The organism is Enterobacter sp. KBR-315C3_2022, from assembly GCF_041399425.1.
Lineage (GTDB): Bacteria > Pseudomonadota > Gammaproteobacteria > Enterobacterales > Enterobacteriaceae > Enterobacter.
The window spans coordinates 1-19,239 of sequence record NZ_JBGKEB010000020.1 but is presented as its reverse complement, the minus strand read 5'-3'; the positions used below and the strand labels follow the sequence as shown (position 1 = coordinate 19,239).

Below are 19,239 nucleotides of genomic sequence, written 5' to 3'. Positions count from 1 at the left end.
GCGACAAGTTGTGCTACCCTGTCCCGCACGTTTCTTCTGGCTGGAGAGTTTCCCCTATGCATTTTGATATCGCCTGGCAGGAGGTCGATACCGTCCTGCTGGATATGGACGGCACGCTGCTCGATCTCGCCTTTGATAACTACTTCTGGCAAAAGCTGGTGCCAGAAACCTACGGTGAACAGCAGGGGATCTCCCCGGCAGAAGCGCAGAAATTCATTGGTTCGCAATATAGCGCGGTGCAGCATACGCTAAACTGGTACTGTCTCGACTACTGGAGCGAGAAGCTCGGTTTGGATATTTGTGCCATGACCACCGCCCAGGGGCCGCGCGCCACGCTGCGTGAAGATACGGTCCCGTTCCTGGATGCGCTCAAGGCCAGCGGCAAGCGCCGCATCCTGCTTACCAACGCGCATCCGCATAACCTGGCGGTGAAGCTGGAACATACCGGACTGGCTTCACACCTTGATTTATTACTTTCCACCCACACATTTGGTTATCCGAAAGAAGATCAGCGGTTGTGGCACGCGGTGGCGGAAGAGACCGGTTTGCAGCCGGAGCGCACGCTGTTTATTGACGACAGCGAGCCGATTCTGGATTCCGCAGCCCAATTTGGTATTCGCTATTGCTTAGGCGTGACCAACCCTGATTCTGGCCTGGCTGAAAAAAGCTATTCGCGTCATCCGGGGCTGAACGACTATCGCCGGATGATCCCCTCACTCACCGTGAAGGAGACGCCATGAAGGAAAAACCCGCAGAAGGGGTAAGACTGGATAAATGGCTGTGGGCCGCCCGTTTTTATAAAACGCGCGCCCTCGCCCGCGAGATGGTTGACGGCGGGAAAGTGCATTACAACGGCCAGCGCAGCAAGCCGAGCAAGACGGTTGAAGTGAATGCCACCCTGACGCTGCGCCAGGGCAACGACGAACGAACGGTGGTGATTAAAGGCATTACCGAACAGCGTCGGCCCGCAGCCGAAGCCGTACTGCTTTATGAAGAGACGGCTGAAAGCATTGAGAAGCGAGAAAAGACCGCGCTTGCGCGGAAGCTGAACGCGCTGACGATGCCACACCCGGATCGGCGTCCGGATAAAAAAGAGCGCCGCGATCTGATGAAATTTAAACACGGTGAGACCGAGTAACCCTCACCTGCACGAGAGACTATTATGGCCCAACACGACCAATTACACCGCTATCTGTTTGAACAATTTGCCGTTCGCGGCGAGCTGGTCACCGTTTCAGAAACCTGGAAACAGATTCTGGAAAACCACAACTATCCGCTGCCGGTCAAAAACCTGTTGGGCGAACTGCTGGTTGCCACCAGCCTGCTGACCGCCACGCTGAAGTTTGCCGGGGATATTACCGTGCAGCTGCAGGGCGATGGCCCGATGACGCTGGCGGTGATTAACGGTAACAACCAGCAGCAGATGCGCGGCGTCGCGCGCGTTCAGGGCGACGTGCCTGAAAATGCGGACCTGAAAACGCTGGTCGGTAACGGCTATCTGGTGATCACCATCTCGCCGGAAGAAGGCGAGCGCTATCAGGGCGTTGTCGGCCTGGAAGGCGATACCCTGGCGGCCTGCCTGGAAGATTACTTCATGCGCTCTGAACAGCTGCCAACCCGCCTGTTCATCCGCACCGGTGAAGTAGACGGCCAGCCCGCCGCGGGCGGGATGCTGCTGCAGGTTCTGCCTGCACAGGACGCGCAGACCAACGACTTCGAGCACCTGGCAACGCTGACGGAAACCGTCAAGGCGGAAGAGCTGTTCACCCTGTCGGCGACCGACGTGCTGTGGCGTCTGTACCACGAAGAAGAAGTGACGGTTTACGATCCGCAGGACGTTGAGTTCAAGTGTACCTGCTCCCGCGAGCGCTGCGCCGGTGCCCTGAAAACGCTGCCGGACGAAGAGATCGACAGCATCATGGCGGAAGACGGTGAGATCGACATGCACTGCGACTACTGCGGCACGCACTACGTGTTCAATTCGATGGATATCGCAGAGATCCGCAATAACGCCTCCCCGGCGGATCCGCAGGTTCACTAAGCGCTGAGCCCGTTGCCCGGCGGCGCGATGCCTGCACGGGCCTACGGGGCTTGTAGGCCGGGCTGGCGTTAGCGCCACCCGGCTTAAAAACGGCTAGCGCCACTGCGCGTTGCTGTAGCTGTCGTAGCTCATCTCCACCCGCTCCCCGGAAATATCAATGTCCGTCCAGGGCTTCACGACCGGCTTCACTTTCCCCTGCTTCAGCGCGCGGTCAAATCCGTCACGGGTTATTCCTTCAGGCATTTTCCAGGTATCCCCTGCGATCCTCCAGCCCGTATTGGTTTGGGTGAAAGCGGTAATCGTGTGGGCGCTAAACTGGTACACCACCGCCTCAGGCTTGCCGTTACCGTTGAGATCCATCGCCATGAGCAGGCAGTTTTTCTGCTCAATGCTGCAGGTGTCAAACCGATACTGCTCCTTGAGCATGGCCTGCCACAGCGCCTCATCAGGACGCGGCGTACCCGGGGCGAGCTGGATGACCTTCTCCAGCGTCGGAACCGTTGCGGTGCCTCCGGCGTTTCCGGTAAGCAGCCCGTTTAGCTCGCGCAGGCGTTTAGGGCTGGCGATGAACTGCGGATCGTTTTGCAGCGCCTTCATCGCCTCTCGTCCCTCGCGCCCGCTGTTGCTGAGCATATACAGGCTAACCTGATCCGCCGTGATGCGTCCTTCATGATAGCGCGCCATATGGCTGTTGACGCTGATGCGCCACGGGTCGAGCACGGGGGTGTAGATCAGCATCAGAAAGGTCAGAGAGAGCAGCCCTGTCGCGGGAACAACGTATCCCTGAAGCTTCTGCGGTTCACGCCGGGTGAATATTACGCTGGCGCAAAAGCCCGTCGCCCATACCAGCGCCACCGCCGTTATCAGCACGCCGTAGAGCCGCTCGGGCGACCAGCCGTACTGCGAAATGCGCAGCCACAGCGCCCATCCGGCAAGCAGGGGGTAAACCGGCGCAATCACGATGGCAAGCTGGATCAGGCCGCGAAGCGGCGCGAAATACGGCAACGCGCGGCGCTGCGGATGCCAGACGATGGTCACCAGAAAGAGCAGCAGCAGCGCCAGCGTGGTTAACAGGCCCGCCGCGGATATCCGCGCTGAAATGGTCTCGAAGCCGACAAACGGCAGTGCGGCAATGAAGAGCAGGGCCAGCGCCGCCATCAGGGGCAGCAGCCCGGTGGCAATCAGCGTAAGCAGGTTTTGTAAGGCGACGATGAGCCGCCCCTGAACCCGCGAAAGCACCGCCGCGCTCGCGGATACCGCACCGAGCGAAACAGCAATAAACCAGCCGGTATCGAAGAACAGCCGCTCGAAAAAGGCGATCCCAATCAGCTTGAACAGCTCGGCCCACAGGAAAAGCACCAGCCAGAACAGGCCGTTTGAGACAAAAATGACTATCAGCGTCAGCGCGTTATGCCAGTTCCTGGCGTAAAAATCGCTATAAAATGATTCCGTCGACGCGGGGGCAAGCCGCCGCTGCAGCCAGGGCAACATGAACAGCGTCATCAGCATCAGATGGAAGCCAAAGAGCAGCACCGCGTCCCGGATGTCCCATTTCTCCAGCCCCGAAACGCGCCATTTTAGCCAGGCACCCATTCCCGCCACGGCGGCGCCCGCTAAGCCCAGCGCCAGCCACAGCAGCGGTTGTCGAAACGTCGTGATGGAAAGCGAGAGCGTGGCGGTCATCACCACGGTAGCAGGCACGACGCACACCAGCCACAGCGTATCGTACGGCAGGCTCGCGTAGTCGATGTACCAGCTAATCAGATAGCAGATTAATCCCTGCACCGCCCCCGTCAGCACCACGGCGACGCGCGCGGCTGGCGATAACACTTCACTGTTTTCCATCTTTCATCCCTTAATCACGAAAAGCGTATTGTGCCACCCAGGCGATGGCCCGGCTCCCGGAGCCTTGTCTGAAAGTTTGACATCGGGAGACGTGAATCGTTTTTCACAGTGTAACCCTTACGTAACTTTCCTACATGTATGCGATTACATTCACATTCCTATGGTTAAATTCACCAGCCCTTAACCTTTTAAGAACATTTTCCCCAACCAAAAAGCGATTCCTGCGATAATCTGCCCGCCCTGTGACTGGAGTCGCAGCGTTTTCCGTTAGCAAGGGTTTTGTCCAGATACGTAAATCTATGAGCCCCGTCGCGGTTAACAACCTCAGAAAAACCCTACAATTTCAGACAGTACATATTGGCTAAGGAGCAGTGATATGCGTGTTACTGGTTTAACCCCGCAAGATCTCAAGGCTTATGGTATTCACGACGTCCAGGAAATCGTCTACAACCCCGACTACGATACGCTGTATCAGGAAGAGCTCAATCCAGACCTGGAAGGATACGAGCGAGGCGTGTTGACGAACCTGGGCGCTATCGCCGTGGACACCGGTATCTTTACCGGCCGTTCGCCGAAAGATAAGTACATCGTCCGTGACGACACCACCCGCGATACGCTGTGGTGGGCCGATAAAGGCAAAGGGAAGAACGATAACAAGCCGCTTTCCCCTGAAACCTGGCAGCATCTGAAAGGTCTCGTCACTCACCAACTCTCCGGCAAGCGCCTGTTTATCGTCGATGCGTTCTGCGGCGCTAACGCCGACACCCGCCTTTCCGTTCGCTTTATTACCGAAGTGGCCTGGCAGGCGCATTTCGTGAAGAACATGTTTATTCGCCCAACCGACGAAGAGCTGCAGGATTTCACCCCTGATTTCATCGTGATGAACGGCGCGAAATGCACGAACCCGCAGTGGAAAGAGCAGGGACTGAACTCCGAAAACTTCATCGCCTTTAACCTGACCGAGCGCATTCAGCTGATCGGCGGGACCTGGTATGGCGGCGAAATGAAGAAAGGGATGTTCTCGGTGATGAACTACCTGCTGCCGCTACAGGGAATTGCCTCCATGCACTGCTCGGCGAACGTCGGGGAAAAAGGCGACGTGGCGGTATTCTTCGGCCTGTCCGGCACCGGGAAAACCACGCTCTCTACCGATCCGAAGCGCCGCCTGATTGGCGATGACGAGCACGGCTGGGACGACGACGGCGTATTTAACTTTGAAGGCGGCTGCTACGCGAAGACCATTCGCCTGTCTGAAGAGGCCGAGCCGGACATCTTCCACGCCATCCGCCGCGATGCGCTGCTGGAGAACGTCACCGTGCGCGCCGACGGCTCCATCGACTTCGACGACGCGTCGAAAACCGAAAACACCCGCGTCTCTTATCCGATCTACCACATCGACAACATCGTGAAGCCGGTGTCGAAAGCGGGCCACGCCACGAAGGTGATTTTCCTGACCGCAGACGCGTTCGGCGTGCTGCCGCCGGTTTCTCGCCTGACGGCCAACCAGACGCAGTACCACTTCCTTTCCGGGTTTACGGCGAAGCTGGCGGGCACCGAGCGCGGCGTAACCGAGCCAACCCCAACCTTCTCCGCCTGCTTCGGCGCGGCGTTCCTGTCGCTGCACCCGACGCAGTACGCGGAAGTACTGGTGAAACGCATGCAGGCTTCCGGCGCGCAGGCATACCTGGTCAACACCGGCTGGAACGGCACGGGCAAACGTATCTCCATCAAAGACACGCGCGCCATCATTGACGCCATTCTGGACGGTTCACTGGATAACGCCGAAACCTTCACCCTGCCGATGTTCGATCTGGCGATCCCAACCGAGCTCCCGGGCGTGGAAACGCGCATCCTGGATCCGCGCAACACCTACGGCTCGCCTGAGCAGTGGCGTGAGAAAGCGGAATCGCTGGCGAAGCTGTTTATTGAGAACTTCGAGAAGTATACCGACACCCCGGCGGGCGCTGCGCTGGTGAGCGCGGGGCCGAAGCTGTAGTCCTTCTCCCCTCACCCTAACCCTCTCCCCATAGGGGAGAGGGAACTGCTCGGCGCGGTTTTCACCCTCTCCCCGTGGGCTGAGGGATCCCCAGAAAATTTCTAACCAGAAGCGATTAGATTTTGATTAACAGAGTAAATAGCTGAAAGCGACATCCCGGTCCGGCTGAAAATCGCCGATGCGTTTCCTGACGGCCGGGGCGCCGCGCTGGGATGCGGGGCGAGGGCATAGCCTGCATGGATGCAGGCTGGTGCCCGACCCGAAAGCCGGAAGGAATAAGCTGAGGGCACCGCGAAGCGGCGATTTTCTCTGCCGGGAGCCCGGATTGTTAAGGAGGCGGCGGCGAGCCTCCTTAACACGTTCACAAGTAACGTGATTTCAGAGTAGCAAGGCTCGTAAAGTGAACGGAATAATCACCACAGCCGTATGTTCCCCCTCCCCCCGCAGAAGGCATATTTTGTCGGGTGGTGGCTTCGCCTTACCCGACCTACAAAAAAGGGTGGCCAATGCCACCCTTTTTTTAACCCTCTTTCACCTGCCCTCGCGTGACCGGCACCGGTAACCAGGCGCGAATGCTTAACCCGCCCCGCTCGCTGGTGCCAATCTCCAGCAGGCCGTTATGGTTATCAACAATACGCTGCACAATCGCCAGGCCTAAACCGGTCCCGCTGGTGCTGCGCGCGCTGTCGCCGCGCACAAACGGCTGGAAAAGATGCTTACGCTGCTCGGGCTTAATGCCCGGACCATCGTCTTCCACCTGGAACCAGGCGCGGTTAAGCTCTGAGCCGCTGCTGACCTTAATCCAGCCGTTGCCGTAGCGCGCCGCGTTGACCACCATGTTTGCCAGCGCGCGCTTGATCGACAGCGGATGCATCTGCACCTGAATTTCACCGGCCTGAAGATCGGTATCAATTTCACGCTCGTAGCCGCTTTCCGCCGCCACCACTTCACCGAGCACCGAGTTCAGGTCCGCCATCTCCATCGGCATCTCCTGCCCGGTGCGCAGGTAGTCGATGAACTGTTCGATGATGGCGTTGCACTCTTCGATGTCCTTGTTGATGGACTCCGCGAGATAGCCATCCTGCTCGCCCATCATTTCCGTCGCCAGGCGAATGCGCGTCAGCGGCGTGCGCAGGTCGTGGCTCACGCCCGCCATCAGCAGCGTACGGTCATCCGCCAGCTGCTTCACGCCTGCCGCCATATGGTTGAAGGCGCGCGTCACCGAACGCACCTCAGACGCGCCGTACTCGCGCAGCGGCGGAGGAATAATCCCTTTACCGACCTGCAGCGCGGCGTGCTCCAGGTCGACCAGCGGTCGGTTCTGAATGCGGATAAACAGCCACGCGCCCCCTATCGCCAGCAGCATGATGGCCAGGGTATAGCGGAACAGCGGCGAAAAATCGCCCTGATGGATTTCCGTCAGCGGGACGCGCACCCAGATGTTGGGCGACAGCCAGGTTTTCAGCCAGACGACCGGCGAGCTTTTGTTGACCTCAACGCGCACTTCCGTTGGGCCACCGAGCTGCTGCGCCATCTGCTGGCTGAGAAATTCGTAGTGCTGCGCCCAGCGCAGGCCCGCGTCTTCCGCCGCTTCGTTCGAGTAGAGCGAAATGCCCAGCTCGCGGTAGATTTCGCGGCGGAACGCAGGCGGAACGACCAGCTGCGTGCCGTCCTCTAGCTGCAGCTTATCGGTCATCAGCATACGCACTTCGTACGCGAGGACTTTATTAAACTGCTGGAGGCTCGGCAGGATCGCAAAGTTCAGCACCACCAGATAGGTCGTCACCAGGCTGACGAACAGCAGGGTGACGATCAACAGTAAGGTTCGGGCAAACGAGCTTCGCGGCGAGAAGCGCATTCGCCTCATGCTTTAGAACCGTCCGGTACGAACACGTAGCCCAGGCCCCATACGGTCTGGATATAGCGAGGGTGTGCAGGATCTTCTTCCACCATGCGGCGCAGGCGGGAAATTTGCACGTCGATGGAGCGCTCCATCGCGGAGTATTCGCGACCGCGCGCCAGGTTCATCAGCTTGTCGCGCGAAAGCGGCTCGCGCGGATGGCTGACCAGCGCTTTCAGCACCGCAAATTCACCGCTGGTGAGCGGCATCGGCTCATCTTCACGGAACATTTCGCGCGTGCCGAGGTTCAGCTTGAACTTGCCGAAGGCGATCACCGCCTCTTCCTGCGACGGCGCGCCGGGCAGTTCGTTCGCCTGACGGCGCAGCACGGCACGGATACGCGCCAGCAGCTCGCGCGGGTTAAACGGTTTAGGAATATAATCGTCCGCGCCGATTTCGAGGCCCACGATGCGGTCAACCTCTTCCCCCTTCGCCGTGACCATAATGATCGGCATTGGGTTGCTTTGGCTGCGCAGACGGCGGCAGATTGAGAGACCATCTTCGCCCGGCAGCATCAGGTCGAGCACCATCAGATGGAAGGATTCACGGGTCAGCAGGCGGTCCATCTGTTCAGCGTTGGCGACGCTACGAACCTGGAAGCCCTGCTCCGTCAGATAACGCTCAAGGAGCGCACGCAGGCGCATGTCGTCATCCACGACCAGGATTTTGTAGTTCTCTTGCATTGTGTGTACTCCCAAAGGTTCGGATAGTCTTATAACAGCGTATTCTAAAAAAGTGCACGTGTTCGACCAGCTAATTCTGGTATAAATTCTAGTCGAAATTGTTACAAAGCATATTTAACAGCAGCTTATCTGCATATTTCATCACATAAATCATTATTAATCTTGTCTGTTTAGCGATGTGGTACGTATTGTGCGCACAGACGGTTATGAGTATTAAGGCAACGTATGAAAACGCCCCTGATCACCCGCGAAGGGTACGACAAGCTCAAAAAAGAGATGGATTACCTGTGGCGCGAGGAGCGTCCGGAAGTGACCAAAAAAGTGACCTGGGCGGCAAGCCTGGGCGATCGCAGCGAAAACGCCGACTATCAGTACAATAAAAAGCGTCTGCGCGAGATTGACCGGCGGGTGCGCTATCTCACGAAGTGCCTTGAGCGCCTTAAAATCGTCGATTACTCCCCGCAGCAGGAGGGGAAGGTGTTCTTTGGCGCGTGGGTTGAAATTGAGAACGACGATGGCGACACCAAGCGCTTTCGCATCGTCGGCTATGATGAAATTTTTGGTCGTAATGATTACATCTCCATCGATTCGCCGATGGCCCGCGCCCTGCTGAAAAAGGAAGTGGGCGATCTCGCCGTCGTCCAGACGCCCGGCGGCGAAGCCAGCTGGTACGTGAACGAAATCGAGTACGTAAAATAGTCCGAGAGCGCCCTCCGCGGCTGGCATTTTGCCGTGCCAGCCCGTATAACTATCCCCTGATTTTTGACCCAACAGATGATATAGCCATGATGAAAGATTCGCTCTGCCGCATTATTGCGGGTGAACTTCAGGCCAGAGCCGAACAGGTAGAAGCTGCCGTTCGCCTGCTTGATGAAGGGAACACCGTGCCGTTTATTGCACGCTATCGTAAGGAAGTCACCGGCGGTCTGGATGACACACAGCTGCGTAACCTGGAAACCCGCCTGGGCTACCTGCGCGAGCTGGAAGACCGTCGTCAGGCGATCCTTAAATCCATCGGCGAACAGGGCAAGCTGACCAGCGACCTGGAAAAAGCCATCAACGGCACCCTGAGCAAAACCGAACTCGAAGATCTCTATCTGCCGTACAAGCCGAAGCGCCGCACGCGCGGGCAGATTGCGATTGAAGCGGGCCTGGAGCCGCTGGCCGACCTGCTGTGGAACGAGCCGTCGCACGATCCGGAAACCGAAGCGGCGAAATTCATCGACGCAGAAAAAGGCATCGCGGACACCAAGGCCGCCCTCGACGGCGCACGCTATATCCTGATGGAGCGCTTCGCCGAAGACGCCGCCCTGCTCGCCAAAGTGCGTGACTATCTGTGGAAGAACGCCCACATCGTCTCCACCGTGGTTGCAGGAAGAGAGGACGACGGCGCGAAGTTCCGCGACTACTTCGATCATCACGAACCGATCTCTACCACCCCTTCCCACCGCGCGCTGGCGATGTTCCGCGGGCGCAACGAAGGCGTGCTTCAGCTCTCTCTCAACGCCGATCCGCAGTTTGACGAGCCGCCAAAAGAGAGCCACTGCGAGCAGATTATTATCGACCACCTCGGCCTGCGCCTTAACAACGCCCCGGCGGACAGCTGGCGCAAGGGCGTGGTGAGCTGGACCTGGCGCATCAAGGTGCTGATGCACCTCGAAACCGAGCTGATGGGCACCGTGCGCGAGCGCGCCGAAGACGAAGCGATCAACGTGTTCGCCCGTAACCTGCACGACCTGCTGATGGCGGCCCCTGCGGGCCTGCGCGCGACCATGGGCCTCGATCCGGGCCTACGCACCGGCGTGAAGGTGGCGGTGGTTGACGGCACCGGCAAGCTGGTGGCGACCGACACCATTTATCCGCACACCGGGCAGGCCGCGAAAGCGGCGATCGCCGTGGCGGCGCTGTGCGAGAAGTACAACGTTGAGCTGGTGGCGATCGGCAACGGCACCGCGTCCCGCGAAACCGAGCGTTTCTATCTCGACGTGCAGAAGCAGTTCCCGAAAGTGACGGCGCAGAAGGTGATCGTCAGCGAAGCGGGCGCGTCGGTCTATTCCGCGTCCGAACTGGCGGCGCTGGAGTTCCCGGATCTGGACGTTTCCCTGCGCGGCGCGGTCTCTATCGCCCGCCGCCTGCAGGACCCGCTGGCGGAGCTGGTGAAGATCGATCCGAAATCCATCGGCGTGGGCCAGTATCAGCACGACGTGAGCCAGACGCAGCTGGCGCGCAAGCTGGACGCGGTGGTGGAAGACTGCGTAAACGCCGTCGGCGTAGACCTGAACACCGCCTCCGTTCCGCTGCTCACCCGCGTGGCGGGCCTGACCCGCATGATGGCGCAGAACATCGTCGCCTGGCGCGATGAGAACGGCCAGTTCCAGAACCGCCAGCAGCTGCTGAAGGTGAGCCGTCTGGGGCCGAAAGCGTTCGAACAGTGCGCGGGCTTCCTGCGCATCAACCACGGCGATAACCCGCTGGATGCGTCTACCGTTCACCCGGAGGCCTATCCGGTCGTGGAGCGTATTCTGGCCGCCACCCAGCAGGCGCTGAAAGATCTTATGGGCGACAACAGCGCGCTGCGCAACCTGAAAGCGGTCGATTTCACCGATGAGAAATTCGGCGTGCCCACGGTTTCCGACATCATCAAAGAGCTGGAAAAACCGGGCCGCGATCCGCGCCCTGAGTTTAAAACCGCGACCTTCGCCGACGGCGTTGAGACGATGAACGACCTCCTGCCCGGCATGGTGCTGGAGGGCGCGGTCACAAACGTCACCAACTTTGGCGCGTTTGTGGACATCGGCGTGCATCAGGATGGCCTGGTGCATATCTCTTCCCTGGCCGACAAGTTCGTTGAAGACCCGCACACCGTGGTCAAAGCGGGCGATATCGTGAAGGTGAAAGTGCTGGAAGTGGATCTGCAGCGCAAGCGTATCGCTCTGACCATGCGTCTGGACGAGCAGCCTGGCGAAACCAACGCCCGTCGCGGCAGCGGCGGCGGCGCGCGCGAACAGCAGCGTCCGGCAGCCAAAGCGGCAAAACCGCGCGGGCGCGACGCGCAGCCTGCGGGCAACAGCGCGATGATGGACGCGCTGGCCGCGGCAATGGGTAAAAAACGCTAAACCCTCACCCTAACCCTCTCCCTAAAAGGGAGAGGGAACTGCACGGTGCGCTCTTTTTCCCCCATCACCCCTTCGGGAGAGGGAACTGCATGGTGCGGTCTTTTCCCCCTCGCCCCTTTCGGGAGAGGGAACTGCACGGTGCGGTCTTTTCCCCCTCGCCCCTTTGGGGAGAGGGTCGGGGTGAGGGGAAAATAGGGCTGTAATATATGAAACCGATTGCACATCCATATTTAAACCACGAATTATCACCCCGTTAACAAATACTCTCCTTTTCGTTTTCACGACATTTCCGCAAATATTGAGCAAGGTCAAACCGGCCGTGAATTAATACATCAAACAACATTCCGTCACAGTTTTATTATTGATGATAAAAACTATTCTCATTATCATCGCAGTGTAGATTATTTAACCTCTCGTGAAAGTAGGTGATATGCAATTCACTCCAGACAGTGCATGGAAAATTATCGGTTTTACCCGTGAAATTAGCCCGGCCTATCGGCAAAAGCTGCTCTCCCTGGGCATGCTGCCCGGCTCGTCGTTCCAGGTTGTGCGCGTCGCGCCGCTGGGCGATCCGGTGCATATCGAAACTCGGCGGGTGAATTTGGTTTTGCGAAAGAAAGACCTCGCCTTAATTGAAGTTGAAGCTTTATCCCGATAACAGCCAGCGGTTCAGCGAGTCTAATACAATGAAAAAATTAACTATTGGCTTAATTGGCAATCCTAATTCCGGCAAGACAACCTTATTTAATCAGCTCACGGGCGCGCGCCAGCGCGTCGGTAACTGGGCAGGCGTAACGGTTGAGCGCAAAGAAGGCCAGTTCACCACCACGGACAATCAGGTCACGCTGGTCGACCTGCCCGGCACCTATTCGTTAACCACCATTTCGTCGCAAACGTCGCTCGATGAGCAGATCGCCTGCCACTATATTCTGAGCGGCGATGCCGATTTACTCATTAACGTGGTCGATGCCTCTAACCTTGAGCGCAACCTCTACCTCACGCTGCAGCTGCTGGAGCTGGGCATTCCGTGCATCGTGGCGCTGAACATGCTCGATATCGCGGAAAAGCAGAAGCTGCGCATTGATATTGACGCTCTCTCCGCGCGTCTGGGCTGCCCCGTGGTGCCGCTGGTCTCCACCCGCGCGCGCGGCATCGACGCCCTGAAGCTGGCGATTGACCGCCACACGGGCAACGATGACGTCGAGCTGGTGCATTACGCCCAGCCGCTGCTGCGCGAAGCCAATTTGCTGGCGCAGGAGATGGACGGCAGCATGCCTGCGAAGCAGCGCCTGTGGCTCGGCCTGCAGATGCTCGAAGGCGATATCTACAGCCGCGCCTATGCGGGCGAAGCGGCGGATAAGCTTGATATCTCTCTTGCTCGCCTGAAGGATGAACTCGACGATCCGGCCCTGCATATTGCCGATGCGCGCTATCAGGCCATCGCCGCCACCTGCGAAGTGGTCAGTAACGCCTTAACGGCGGAGCCAAGCCGCTTTACCGCCGCCGTGGATAAAATCGTGCTTAACCGCTTCCTCGGGCTGCCGGTCTTTCTGCTGGTGATGTACGTGATGTTCCTGCTCGCCATTAACATCGGCGGCGCGCTCCAGCCCATTTTCGACGCGGGCTCGGTTGCCCTCTTCGTTCACGGCATTCAGTGGCTCGGCTACACCCTGCACTTCCCGGAGTGGCTGACGATCTTCCTCGCACAGGGTCTGGGCGGCGGTATCAACACCGTGCTGCCGCTGGTGCCGCAGATCGGCATGATGTACCTGTTCCTCTCCTTCCTTGAGGACTCCGGCTACATGGCGCGCGCCGCGTTCGTGATGGACCGCCTGATGCAGGCGCTGGGCCTGCCGGGCAAATCGTTCGTGCCGCTGATCGTCGGCTTCGGCTGTAACGTGCCGTCGGTGATGGGCGCGCGCACCCTCGACGCGCCGCGCGAACGCCTGATGACCATCATGATGGCGCCGTTTATGTCCTGCGGCGCGCGTCTGGCGATTTTCGCCGTCTTTGCCGCGGCCTTTTTCGGCCAAAGCGGCGCGCTGGCGGTCTTCTCGCTGTACGTGCTCGGTATCGTGATGGCGATCCTGACCGGCCTGATGCTGAAGCACACCATCATGCGCGGCGAAGCGTCTCCGTTCGTGATGGAGCTGCCGGTTTACCACGTTCCGCACCTTAAAAGCCTGATTATCCAGACCTGGCAGCGCCTGAAAGGCTTCGTGCTGCGCGCGGGTAAGGTGATTGTCATCGTGAGCATCTTCCTGAGCGCGCTCAACAGCTTCACCCTGAGCGGCCAGGCGGCGGATAACATTAACGATTCCGCCCTCGCCTCCGTCAGCCGCGTCATCACCCCTATTTTCAAGCCGATTGGCGTGCACGAGGATAACTGGCAGGCGACCGTGGGCCTGTTCACCGGCGCGATGGCCAAAGAGGTGGTTGTCGGCACGCTGAACACGCTCTATACCGCCGAAAACATTCAGGAAGCGGAATTTAATCCGGCAGAGTTTAGCCTCGGCGACGAGCTGCTCGGCGCGGTGGAAGAGACCTGGCAGAGCCTGAAGGACACCTTCAGCCTGAGCGTGCTGGCGAACCCGATTGAAGCCAGCAAAGGCGACGGCGAAATGGCAACGGGCGCGATGGGCGTCATGGGTGAGAAGTTTGGCAGCGCGTCTGCGGCCTACAGCTACCTGATTTTCGTGCTGCTCTACATTCCATGCATCTCGGTGATGGGCGCGATTGCCCGCGAATCGAGCCGCGGCTGGATGGGCTTCTCCGTCCTGTGGGGGCTGAACATTGCGTACTCGCTATCCACGGTCTTCTACCAGACGGTCAACTTCAGCCAGCACCCGCGCTACAGCCTGGTTTGTATTCTGGCCGTCCTGCTGTTCAACGTGCTCGTCATCGGCCTGCTGCGCCGGGCGCGCAGCCGCGTGAACGTCAACCTGCTTGCCACCCGCAAGACGCCAACGAGCTGCTGCAGCAGCCCGGCGGGCGACTGTCACTAAGGCGGCAGGAATGGCATCGTTGATTCAGGTTCGCGATCTGCTGGCGCTACAGGGGCGCATGGAGGCTAATCAGATTAGCGTCGCGCTTGGCACGCCGCAGCCGATGATCGATGCCATGCTGGAAAGGCTGGAGGCCATGGGTAAGGCCGTCCGGCTACAGGAAGATGCGCGCGGATGTTTATCTGGAAGCTGTAAAAGCTGCCCGGAAGGCAAGGCGTGCATTCGGGAGTGGTGGGCGCTGCGCTAGCGCAGCGCCGTCAGGCAAATTTACTTGTAGACGACCGCCGTGGCGTGCACGTTTTTGGTATCTTTCTGCGCGCTGGTCACCACGAAATATTTTCCGCCCAGCTCATCCGCTTTTTTCGACAGCTCTTTTTTCGCGTCCATCGGCGCGGTGGTGTCCGAGGTGGTGATCTCACCCACTTTGGTGAGGTTCATCTCTTTCACCTTGTCTTTTTCCAGCTCCTGTGCAGCCATTACGCCGAAGGACAGTGACCCAATAACCAGAGACGTAACAATACCAGTAATAAGTTTCATAGACAGGACTCTCCTTAGATTGTTGTTTTGATCATCGTCGGCGAAACAACCGCAGCGACACGTTGAGTATTGTTGCCGCGGGTGACTTTTGCCAGGGTGAATGAAAAACAATCAGCGCAAGCGTTGACGTAGCGCAACCAGCGCCGCGCAAAACTCGGCCGGATGGGAGATAAACGGCGCGTGCGCCGCTTTGGCAACCACCAGCGATTCGCTTTGCGGCCAGCGCGCGTCAAGCAGCGGCACAACCTTGCGCGGCACCAGCCCGTCTAGATAACCATAAATGCGCAGATGCGGCACGGCCAGCGACGCCATCGCCTCGCGCTGATCGACCGTTTTCAGCAGATCCAGACCGCCGTTCAGCGCCTCTACTCCCGGCATCGGCAGCGACAGCACCGTGTTTTTCAGCGCGCGGGCGTCCTGACGCGCCGTCTCGGTTCCCAGCGTTTGCAGGGCGAGGAAGCGCTCAACGGTGCGCTGGAAGTTCTCGCTCAGCTGCTGCTGGAACCCGGACAGCACCTCCGGCTTGATGCCCGGCCACGCCTCTCTGGCGCTAAAGCACGGTGACGACGCAACCGTGACCAGCGCCTCCACGCGCTCGGGGTGCGTCAGGGCAATCTCGCTTGCCACCAGACCGCCCAGGCTCCAGCCGAGCCAGATGGCCTTTTGCGGCGCGGCGTCCAGCACCGCGTTCGCCATCTCCTCCAGCGACATGGCGCCGAAATCCCGGCTGCGACCATACCCCGGCAGGTCCACCAGGTGCAGCGTAAAATGCGAGGCCAGTTCCTCCGTTACGCAACGCCACACCTCCGCATTCAGTCCCCATCCGTGCAGCAGCACAAGATGGCAATTTCCCGTTCCAACGGTCTGCCACCACAGCGTTTTCATCAGCTATTGTTCTCTTTTTTTACAGGGAGGTTGACCATGCTAACAGCGCCCGGCCTGTGCTGGCTATGCCGAATGCCGCTCGCGCTCAGCGGGTGGGGGATTTGCTCCGTCTGCACGCGCGCGCAGAGCGGATGCCTTTCCGGCTGCCCGCAGTGCGGCTTACCGGCCGTGAGCCCCAAAATCCCCTGCGGGCGTTGCCTGCGAAAATCGCCGCCGTGGCATGCGCTGGTCGCCGTAGATGATTACGCCCCTCCCCTGAGCGGGCTGATTCACAGGCTTAAGTTTTCACGCCAGAGCAGCCTGGCGCAGCCGCTGGCACGCCTGCTGCTGCTCGCCGTTTTGCAGGCGCGGCGAACGCGCGCCCTGCCGCGGGTTGATTTGATCGTCAACGTGCCGCTTTACCAGCGTCGCCACTGGCGGCGGGGCTACAACCAAAGTGATTTGCTCTGTCGTCCGCTCGCCCGCTGGCTGGGCTGCCGCTACGAGCCGGCCGCGATGACGCGCCTGCACGCCACCGCAATACAGCATCAGCTCAGCGCGCGGCGGCGGAAAAGAAACCTGAAAAACGCCTTTCGCCTTGAATTGCCGGTCAACGGCCTCCATATCGCGATTGTGGATGATGTCGTCACCACGGGCAGCACCGTTGCCGAACTTTCACGGCTGCTTTTGCAAAGCGGCGCCGCGTCGGTTCAGGTATGGTGTCTGTGCCGTACCTTGTAGCCCTTCTTCAATGGGCGTATGATTATACCCAGGTAATTTAGTCAACTATTAGGCCAAAGCTATGATCCGTATTTCCGATTCTGCACAAGCGCACTTTGCCAAACTGCTGGCAAATCAGGAAGAAGGGACGCAGATCCGCGTGTTTGTGATCAACCCAGGCACTCCGAATGCAGAATGTGGTGTTTCTTATTGTCCTCCGGACGCGGTGGAAGCAACCGATACTGCCCTTAAATTTGAACAGCTCACCGCGTACGTTGATGAGCTGAGCGCGCCGTATCTTGAAGATGCGGAAATTGACTTCGTCACCGATCAGCTCGGCTCCCAGCTGACGCTGAAGGCGCCAAACGCGAAAATGCGTAAAGTCTCTGACGATGCCCCGCTGATGGAGCGCGTTGAGTATCTGCTGCAATCGCAGATCAACCCGCAGCTGGCGGGCCACGGCGGTCGTGTTTCCCTGATGGAAATCACCGAAGACGGCCTGGCAATCCTGCAGTTTGGCGGCGGCTGTAACGGCTGCTCCATGGTTGACGTGACGCTGAAGGAAGGGATCGAGAAGCAGCTGCTGAACGAGTTCCCGGAACTGAAGGGCGTGCGCGATCTGACCGAGCACCAGCGCGGCGAGCACTCTTACTACTAAGCCGTCTGCCTTTGCCCGGTGGCGCTGCACTTACCGGGCCTACAGGGACAGTGCGGTTTGATGCCCTCACCCTGGCCCTCTCCCACACGGAGAGGGAACAAACACTAAAAACGGCAACGCGCGTTGCCGTTTTGCGTTTACCTCCCCTCGATATATTGACCTGCGTCTCATAATTCAAATTTTGCCTTCCCAGGTGATTCTCAATCCCGTGATGTTACCCGTATCATTCACGCGGGCACTCAACACCTTCATAACAGCCGACTAAACTTATCCGTTTATGAGGCAACAGTCTGAGTGCCGTTATCGCTCTGTTCCCGGTTGGGACAATCGGACATTGTCGTCGAAACATTGACGTTACCCATAACAATTAAAGGCCAGGTAAATCATGCCATTAGTCATCGTCGCTATCGGTGTTGTGTTATTACTGCTCTTGATGATCCGCTTCAAAATGAACGGATTTATCGCTCTGGTTCTGGTGGCGCTTGCAGTCGGTTTGATGCAAGGCATGCCGCTGGTAAAAGTCATTAGCTCGATTAAAGCGGGCGTCGGCGGCACGCTCGGCAGCCTCGCCCTGATCATGGGCTTTGGCGCCATGCTCGGCAAAATGCTGGCGGACTGCGGTGGCGCGCAGCGTATCGCCACCACGCTTATTGATAAATTCGGCAAGCAGCACATCCAGTGGGCCGTGGTGTTAACCGGCTTCACCGTCGGTTTCGCGCTGTTCTACGAGGTCGGCTTCGTGCTGATGCTGCCGCTGGTCTTCACCATCGCGGCGGCGGCAAACATCCCTCTGCTGTTCGTCGGCGTGCCGATGGCGGCGGCGCTGTCCGTGACCCACGGCTTCCTGCCTCCGCACCCGGGCCCGACCGCCATTGCCACCATTTTCCACGCCGATATGGGTAAAACCCTGCTGTTCGGTACCATTCTGGCGATCCCAACCGTCATCCTGGCAGGCCCGGTGTACGCACGCTTCCTGAAGGGCATCGACAAGCCGATCCCGGAAGGCCTGTACAGCGCGAAAACCTTTACCGAAGAAGAGATGCCGGGCTTTGGCGTCAGCGTCTGGACCTCGCTGGTACCGGTTATTCTGATGGCGATGCGCGCCGTGGCGGAGATGGTTCTGCCAAAAGGCCACGCGTTCCTGGCGGTAGCGGAGTTCCTCGGCGACCCGGTAATGGCAACGCTGATTGCGGTGCTGATCGCGATGTTCACCTTCGGCCTTAACCGCGGTCGTTCAATGGATCAGATTAACGACACGCTGACCTCTTCCATCAAAATCATCGCCATGATGCTGCTGATCATCGGCGGCGGCGGCGCGTTCAAGCAGGTGCTGGTCGACAGCGGCGTGGACAAATACATCGCGGCCATGATGCATGAAACCAACGTCTCCCCGCTGCTGATGGCGTGGTCGATTGCAGCGGTTCTGCGCATCGCGCTCGGCTCTGCAACCGTTGCGGCAATCACCGCCGGCGGTATCGTTGCGCCGCTGATTGCGACCACGGGCGTGAGCCCAGAGCTGATGGTCATCGCGGTTGGTTCCGGCAGCGTGATTTTCTCTCACGTTAACGATCCGGGCTTCTGGCTGTTCAAGGAGTACTTCAACCTGACCATCGGTGAAACCATCAAGTCCTGGTCCGCGCTGGAAACCATCATTTCGGTGTGCGGCCTGATTGGGGTGCTGCTGTTGAATATGGTGATTTGATATAAAAAAGCCGGGTGGCGGCTTCGCCTTACCCGGCCTACATTCCATTCCCTCTCCCCCTGGGCTGAGGAATCCCCAGAAAAATGAAAAGCACGATGAAGTGTGATCTACTGATTGCGCCAACAAAACAGAAGAGACCTCATCGTGCCTTTACATACAGTCTGCCAGAGAT

General features: G+C 58.9%; 17 protein-coding genes. 12 read left to right on the top strand and 5 right to left on the bottom strand.

Going from position 1 to position 19,239, the window contains the following annotated elements:
* Positions 1–56: 56 nt before the first annotated feature.
* Genes yrfG through hslO form a run of 3 tightly spaced genes read left to right on the top strand, consistent with a single transcriptional unit; the run spans position 57 to position 2,041 of the window.
* Complete coding sequence (gene yrfG / locus AB8804_RS18220; RefSeq protein ID WP_371188665.1) at positions 57–740, top strand: GMP/IMP nucleotidase; 684 nt, start codon at positions 57–59, stop codon at positions 738–740.
* Positions 737–1,138, top strand: coding sequence for a ribosome-associated heat shock protein Hsp15 (gene hslR / locus AB8804_RS18215; RefSeq protein WP_371188663.1), 402 nt, complete (start codon positions 737–739; stop codon positions 1,136–1,138). Before yrfG ends, hslR begins: the two co-directional genes overlap by 4 nt.
* Positions 1,139–1,162: 24 nt before the next feature.
* A complete protein-coding gene (hslO, locus tag AB8804_RS18210; RefSeq protein ID WP_371188661.1) occupies positions 1,163–2,041 on the top strand; it encodes an Hsp33 family molecular chaperone HslO in 879 nt (292 codons plus the stop codon).
* 93 nt (positions 2,042–2,134) lie between these two features.
* Here the strand turns inward: hslO and AB8804_RS18205 are convergent, their stop codons facing one another.
* Entirely contained in the window at positions 2,135–3,886 is a 1,752-nt protein-coding gene (locus AB8804_RS18205) for a DUF4153 domain-containing protein (protein ID WP_371188659.1), read from the bottom strand.
* A gap of 376 nt (positions 3,887–4,262) precedes the next feature.
* Between AB8804_RS18205 and pckA the strand changes: the two genes are divergently transcribed.
* Entirely contained in the window at positions 4,263–5,882 is a 1,620-nt protein-coding gene (gene pckA / locus AB8804_RS18200; protein ID WP_371188657.1) for a phosphoenolpyruvate carboxykinase (ATP), read from the top strand.
* Between the two features lie 520 nt (positions 5,883–6,402).
* Here pckA and envZ read toward each other — a convergent pair.
* Together envZ and ompR are read right to left on the bottom strand one after the other, a co-directional pair.
* The gene (gene envZ / locus AB8804_RS18195) at positions 6,403–7,749 is read right to left on the bottom strand and encodes a two-component system sensor histidine kinase EnvZ (protein ID WP_371188655.1); all 1,347 of its coding nucleotides are present in this window, start codon (positions 7,747–7,749) and stop codon (positions 6,403–6,405) included.
* A complete protein-coding gene (gene ompR, locus AB8804_RS18190) occupies positions 7,746–8,465 on the bottom strand; it encodes a two-component system response regulator OmpR (protein WP_001157751.1) in 720 nt (239 codons plus the stop codon). The genes envZ and ompR overlap by 4 nt, the downstream gene beginning before the upstream one ends.
* Before the next feature lie 225 nt (positions 8,466–8,690).
* Between ompR and greB the strand changes: the two genes are divergently transcribed.
* The 5 genes from greB (at position 8,691) to feoC (ending at position 14,833) form a co-directional block, all read left to right on the top strand.
* Positions 8,691–9,164 carry a transcription elongation factor GreB gene (gene greB / locus AB8804_RS18185; RefSeq protein WP_371188653.1) on the top strand — a complete coding sequence of 158 codons (474 nt, stop codon included), beginning with the start codon at positions 8,691–8,693 and terminating at the stop codon, positions 9,162–9,164.
* 86 nt (positions 9,165–9,250) lie between these two features.
* On the top strand, positions 9,251–11,581 hold the full coding sequence (locus AB8804_RS18180) for a Tex family protein (protein WP_371188651.1): 2,331 nt from the start codon (positions 9,251–9,253) through the stop codon (positions 11,579–11,581).
* Between the two features lie 430 nt (positions 11,582–12,011).
* Positions 12,012–12,239, top strand: coding sequence for a ferrous iron transporter A (feoA, locus tag AB8804_RS18175; RefSeq protein WP_024907908.1), 228 nt, complete (start codon positions 12,012–12,014; stop codon positions 12,237–12,239).
* 28 nt (positions 12,240–12,267) lie between these two features.
* Positions 12,268–14,586 (top strand): Fe(2+) transporter permease subunit FeoB, encoded by a 2,319-nt coding sequence (feoB, locus tag AB8804_RS18170; protein WP_371188648.1) that lies wholly within the window; start codon positions 12,268–12,270, stop codon positions 14,584–14,586.
* Between the two features lie 10 nt (positions 14,587–14,596).
* Complete coding sequence (gene feoC / locus AB8804_RS18165; RefSeq protein WP_371188646.1) at positions 14,597–14,833, top strand: [Fe-S]-dependent transcriptional repressor FeoC; 237 nt, start codon at positions 14,597–14,599, stop codon at positions 14,831–14,833.
* A gap of 20 nt (positions 14,834–14,853) precedes the next feature.
* Here feoC and AB8804_RS18160 read toward each other — a convergent pair whose 3' ends face one another.
* Entirely contained in the window at positions 14,854–15,123 is a 270-nt protein-coding gene (locus AB8804_RS18160) for a YdgH/BhsA/McbA-like domain containing protein (RefSeq protein ID WP_371188644.1), read from the bottom strand.
* Positions 15,124–15,234: 111 nt separating this feature from the next.
* Positions 15,235–16,008 (bottom strand): pimeloyl-ACP methyl ester esterase BioH, encoded by a 774-nt coding sequence (gene bioH / locus AB8804_RS18155; protein WP_371188642.1) that lies wholly within the window; start codon positions 16,006–16,008, stop codon positions 15,235–15,237.
* A 36-nt stretch (positions 16,009–16,044) separates the two neighbouring features.
* Between bioH and gntX the strand changes: the two genes are divergently transcribed.
* The 3 genes from gntX (at position 16,045) to gntT (ending at position 19,067) form a co-directional block, all read left to right on the top strand.
* Entirely contained in the window at positions 16,045–16,728 is a 684-nt protein-coding gene (gene gntX, locus AB8804_RS18150) for a DNA utilization protein GntX (RefSeq protein ID WP_371188640.1), read from the top strand.
* A gap of 61 nt (positions 16,729–16,789) precedes the next feature.
* A complete protein-coding gene (gene nfuA / locus AB8804_RS18145) occupies positions 16,790–17,365 on the top strand; it encodes a Fe-S biogenesis protein NfuA (protein ID WP_003861601.1) in 576 nt (191 codons plus the stop codon).
* Between the two features lie 385 nt (positions 17,366–17,750).
* Positions 17,751–19,067 carry a gluconate transporter gene (gntT, locus tag AB8804_RS18140; RefSeq protein WP_371188636.1) on the top strand — a complete coding sequence of 439 codons (1,317 nt, stop codon included), beginning with the start codon at positions 17,751–17,753 and terminating at the stop codon, positions 19,065–19,067.
* The last annotated feature ends 172 nt before the right edge of the window (positions 19,068–19,239 follow it).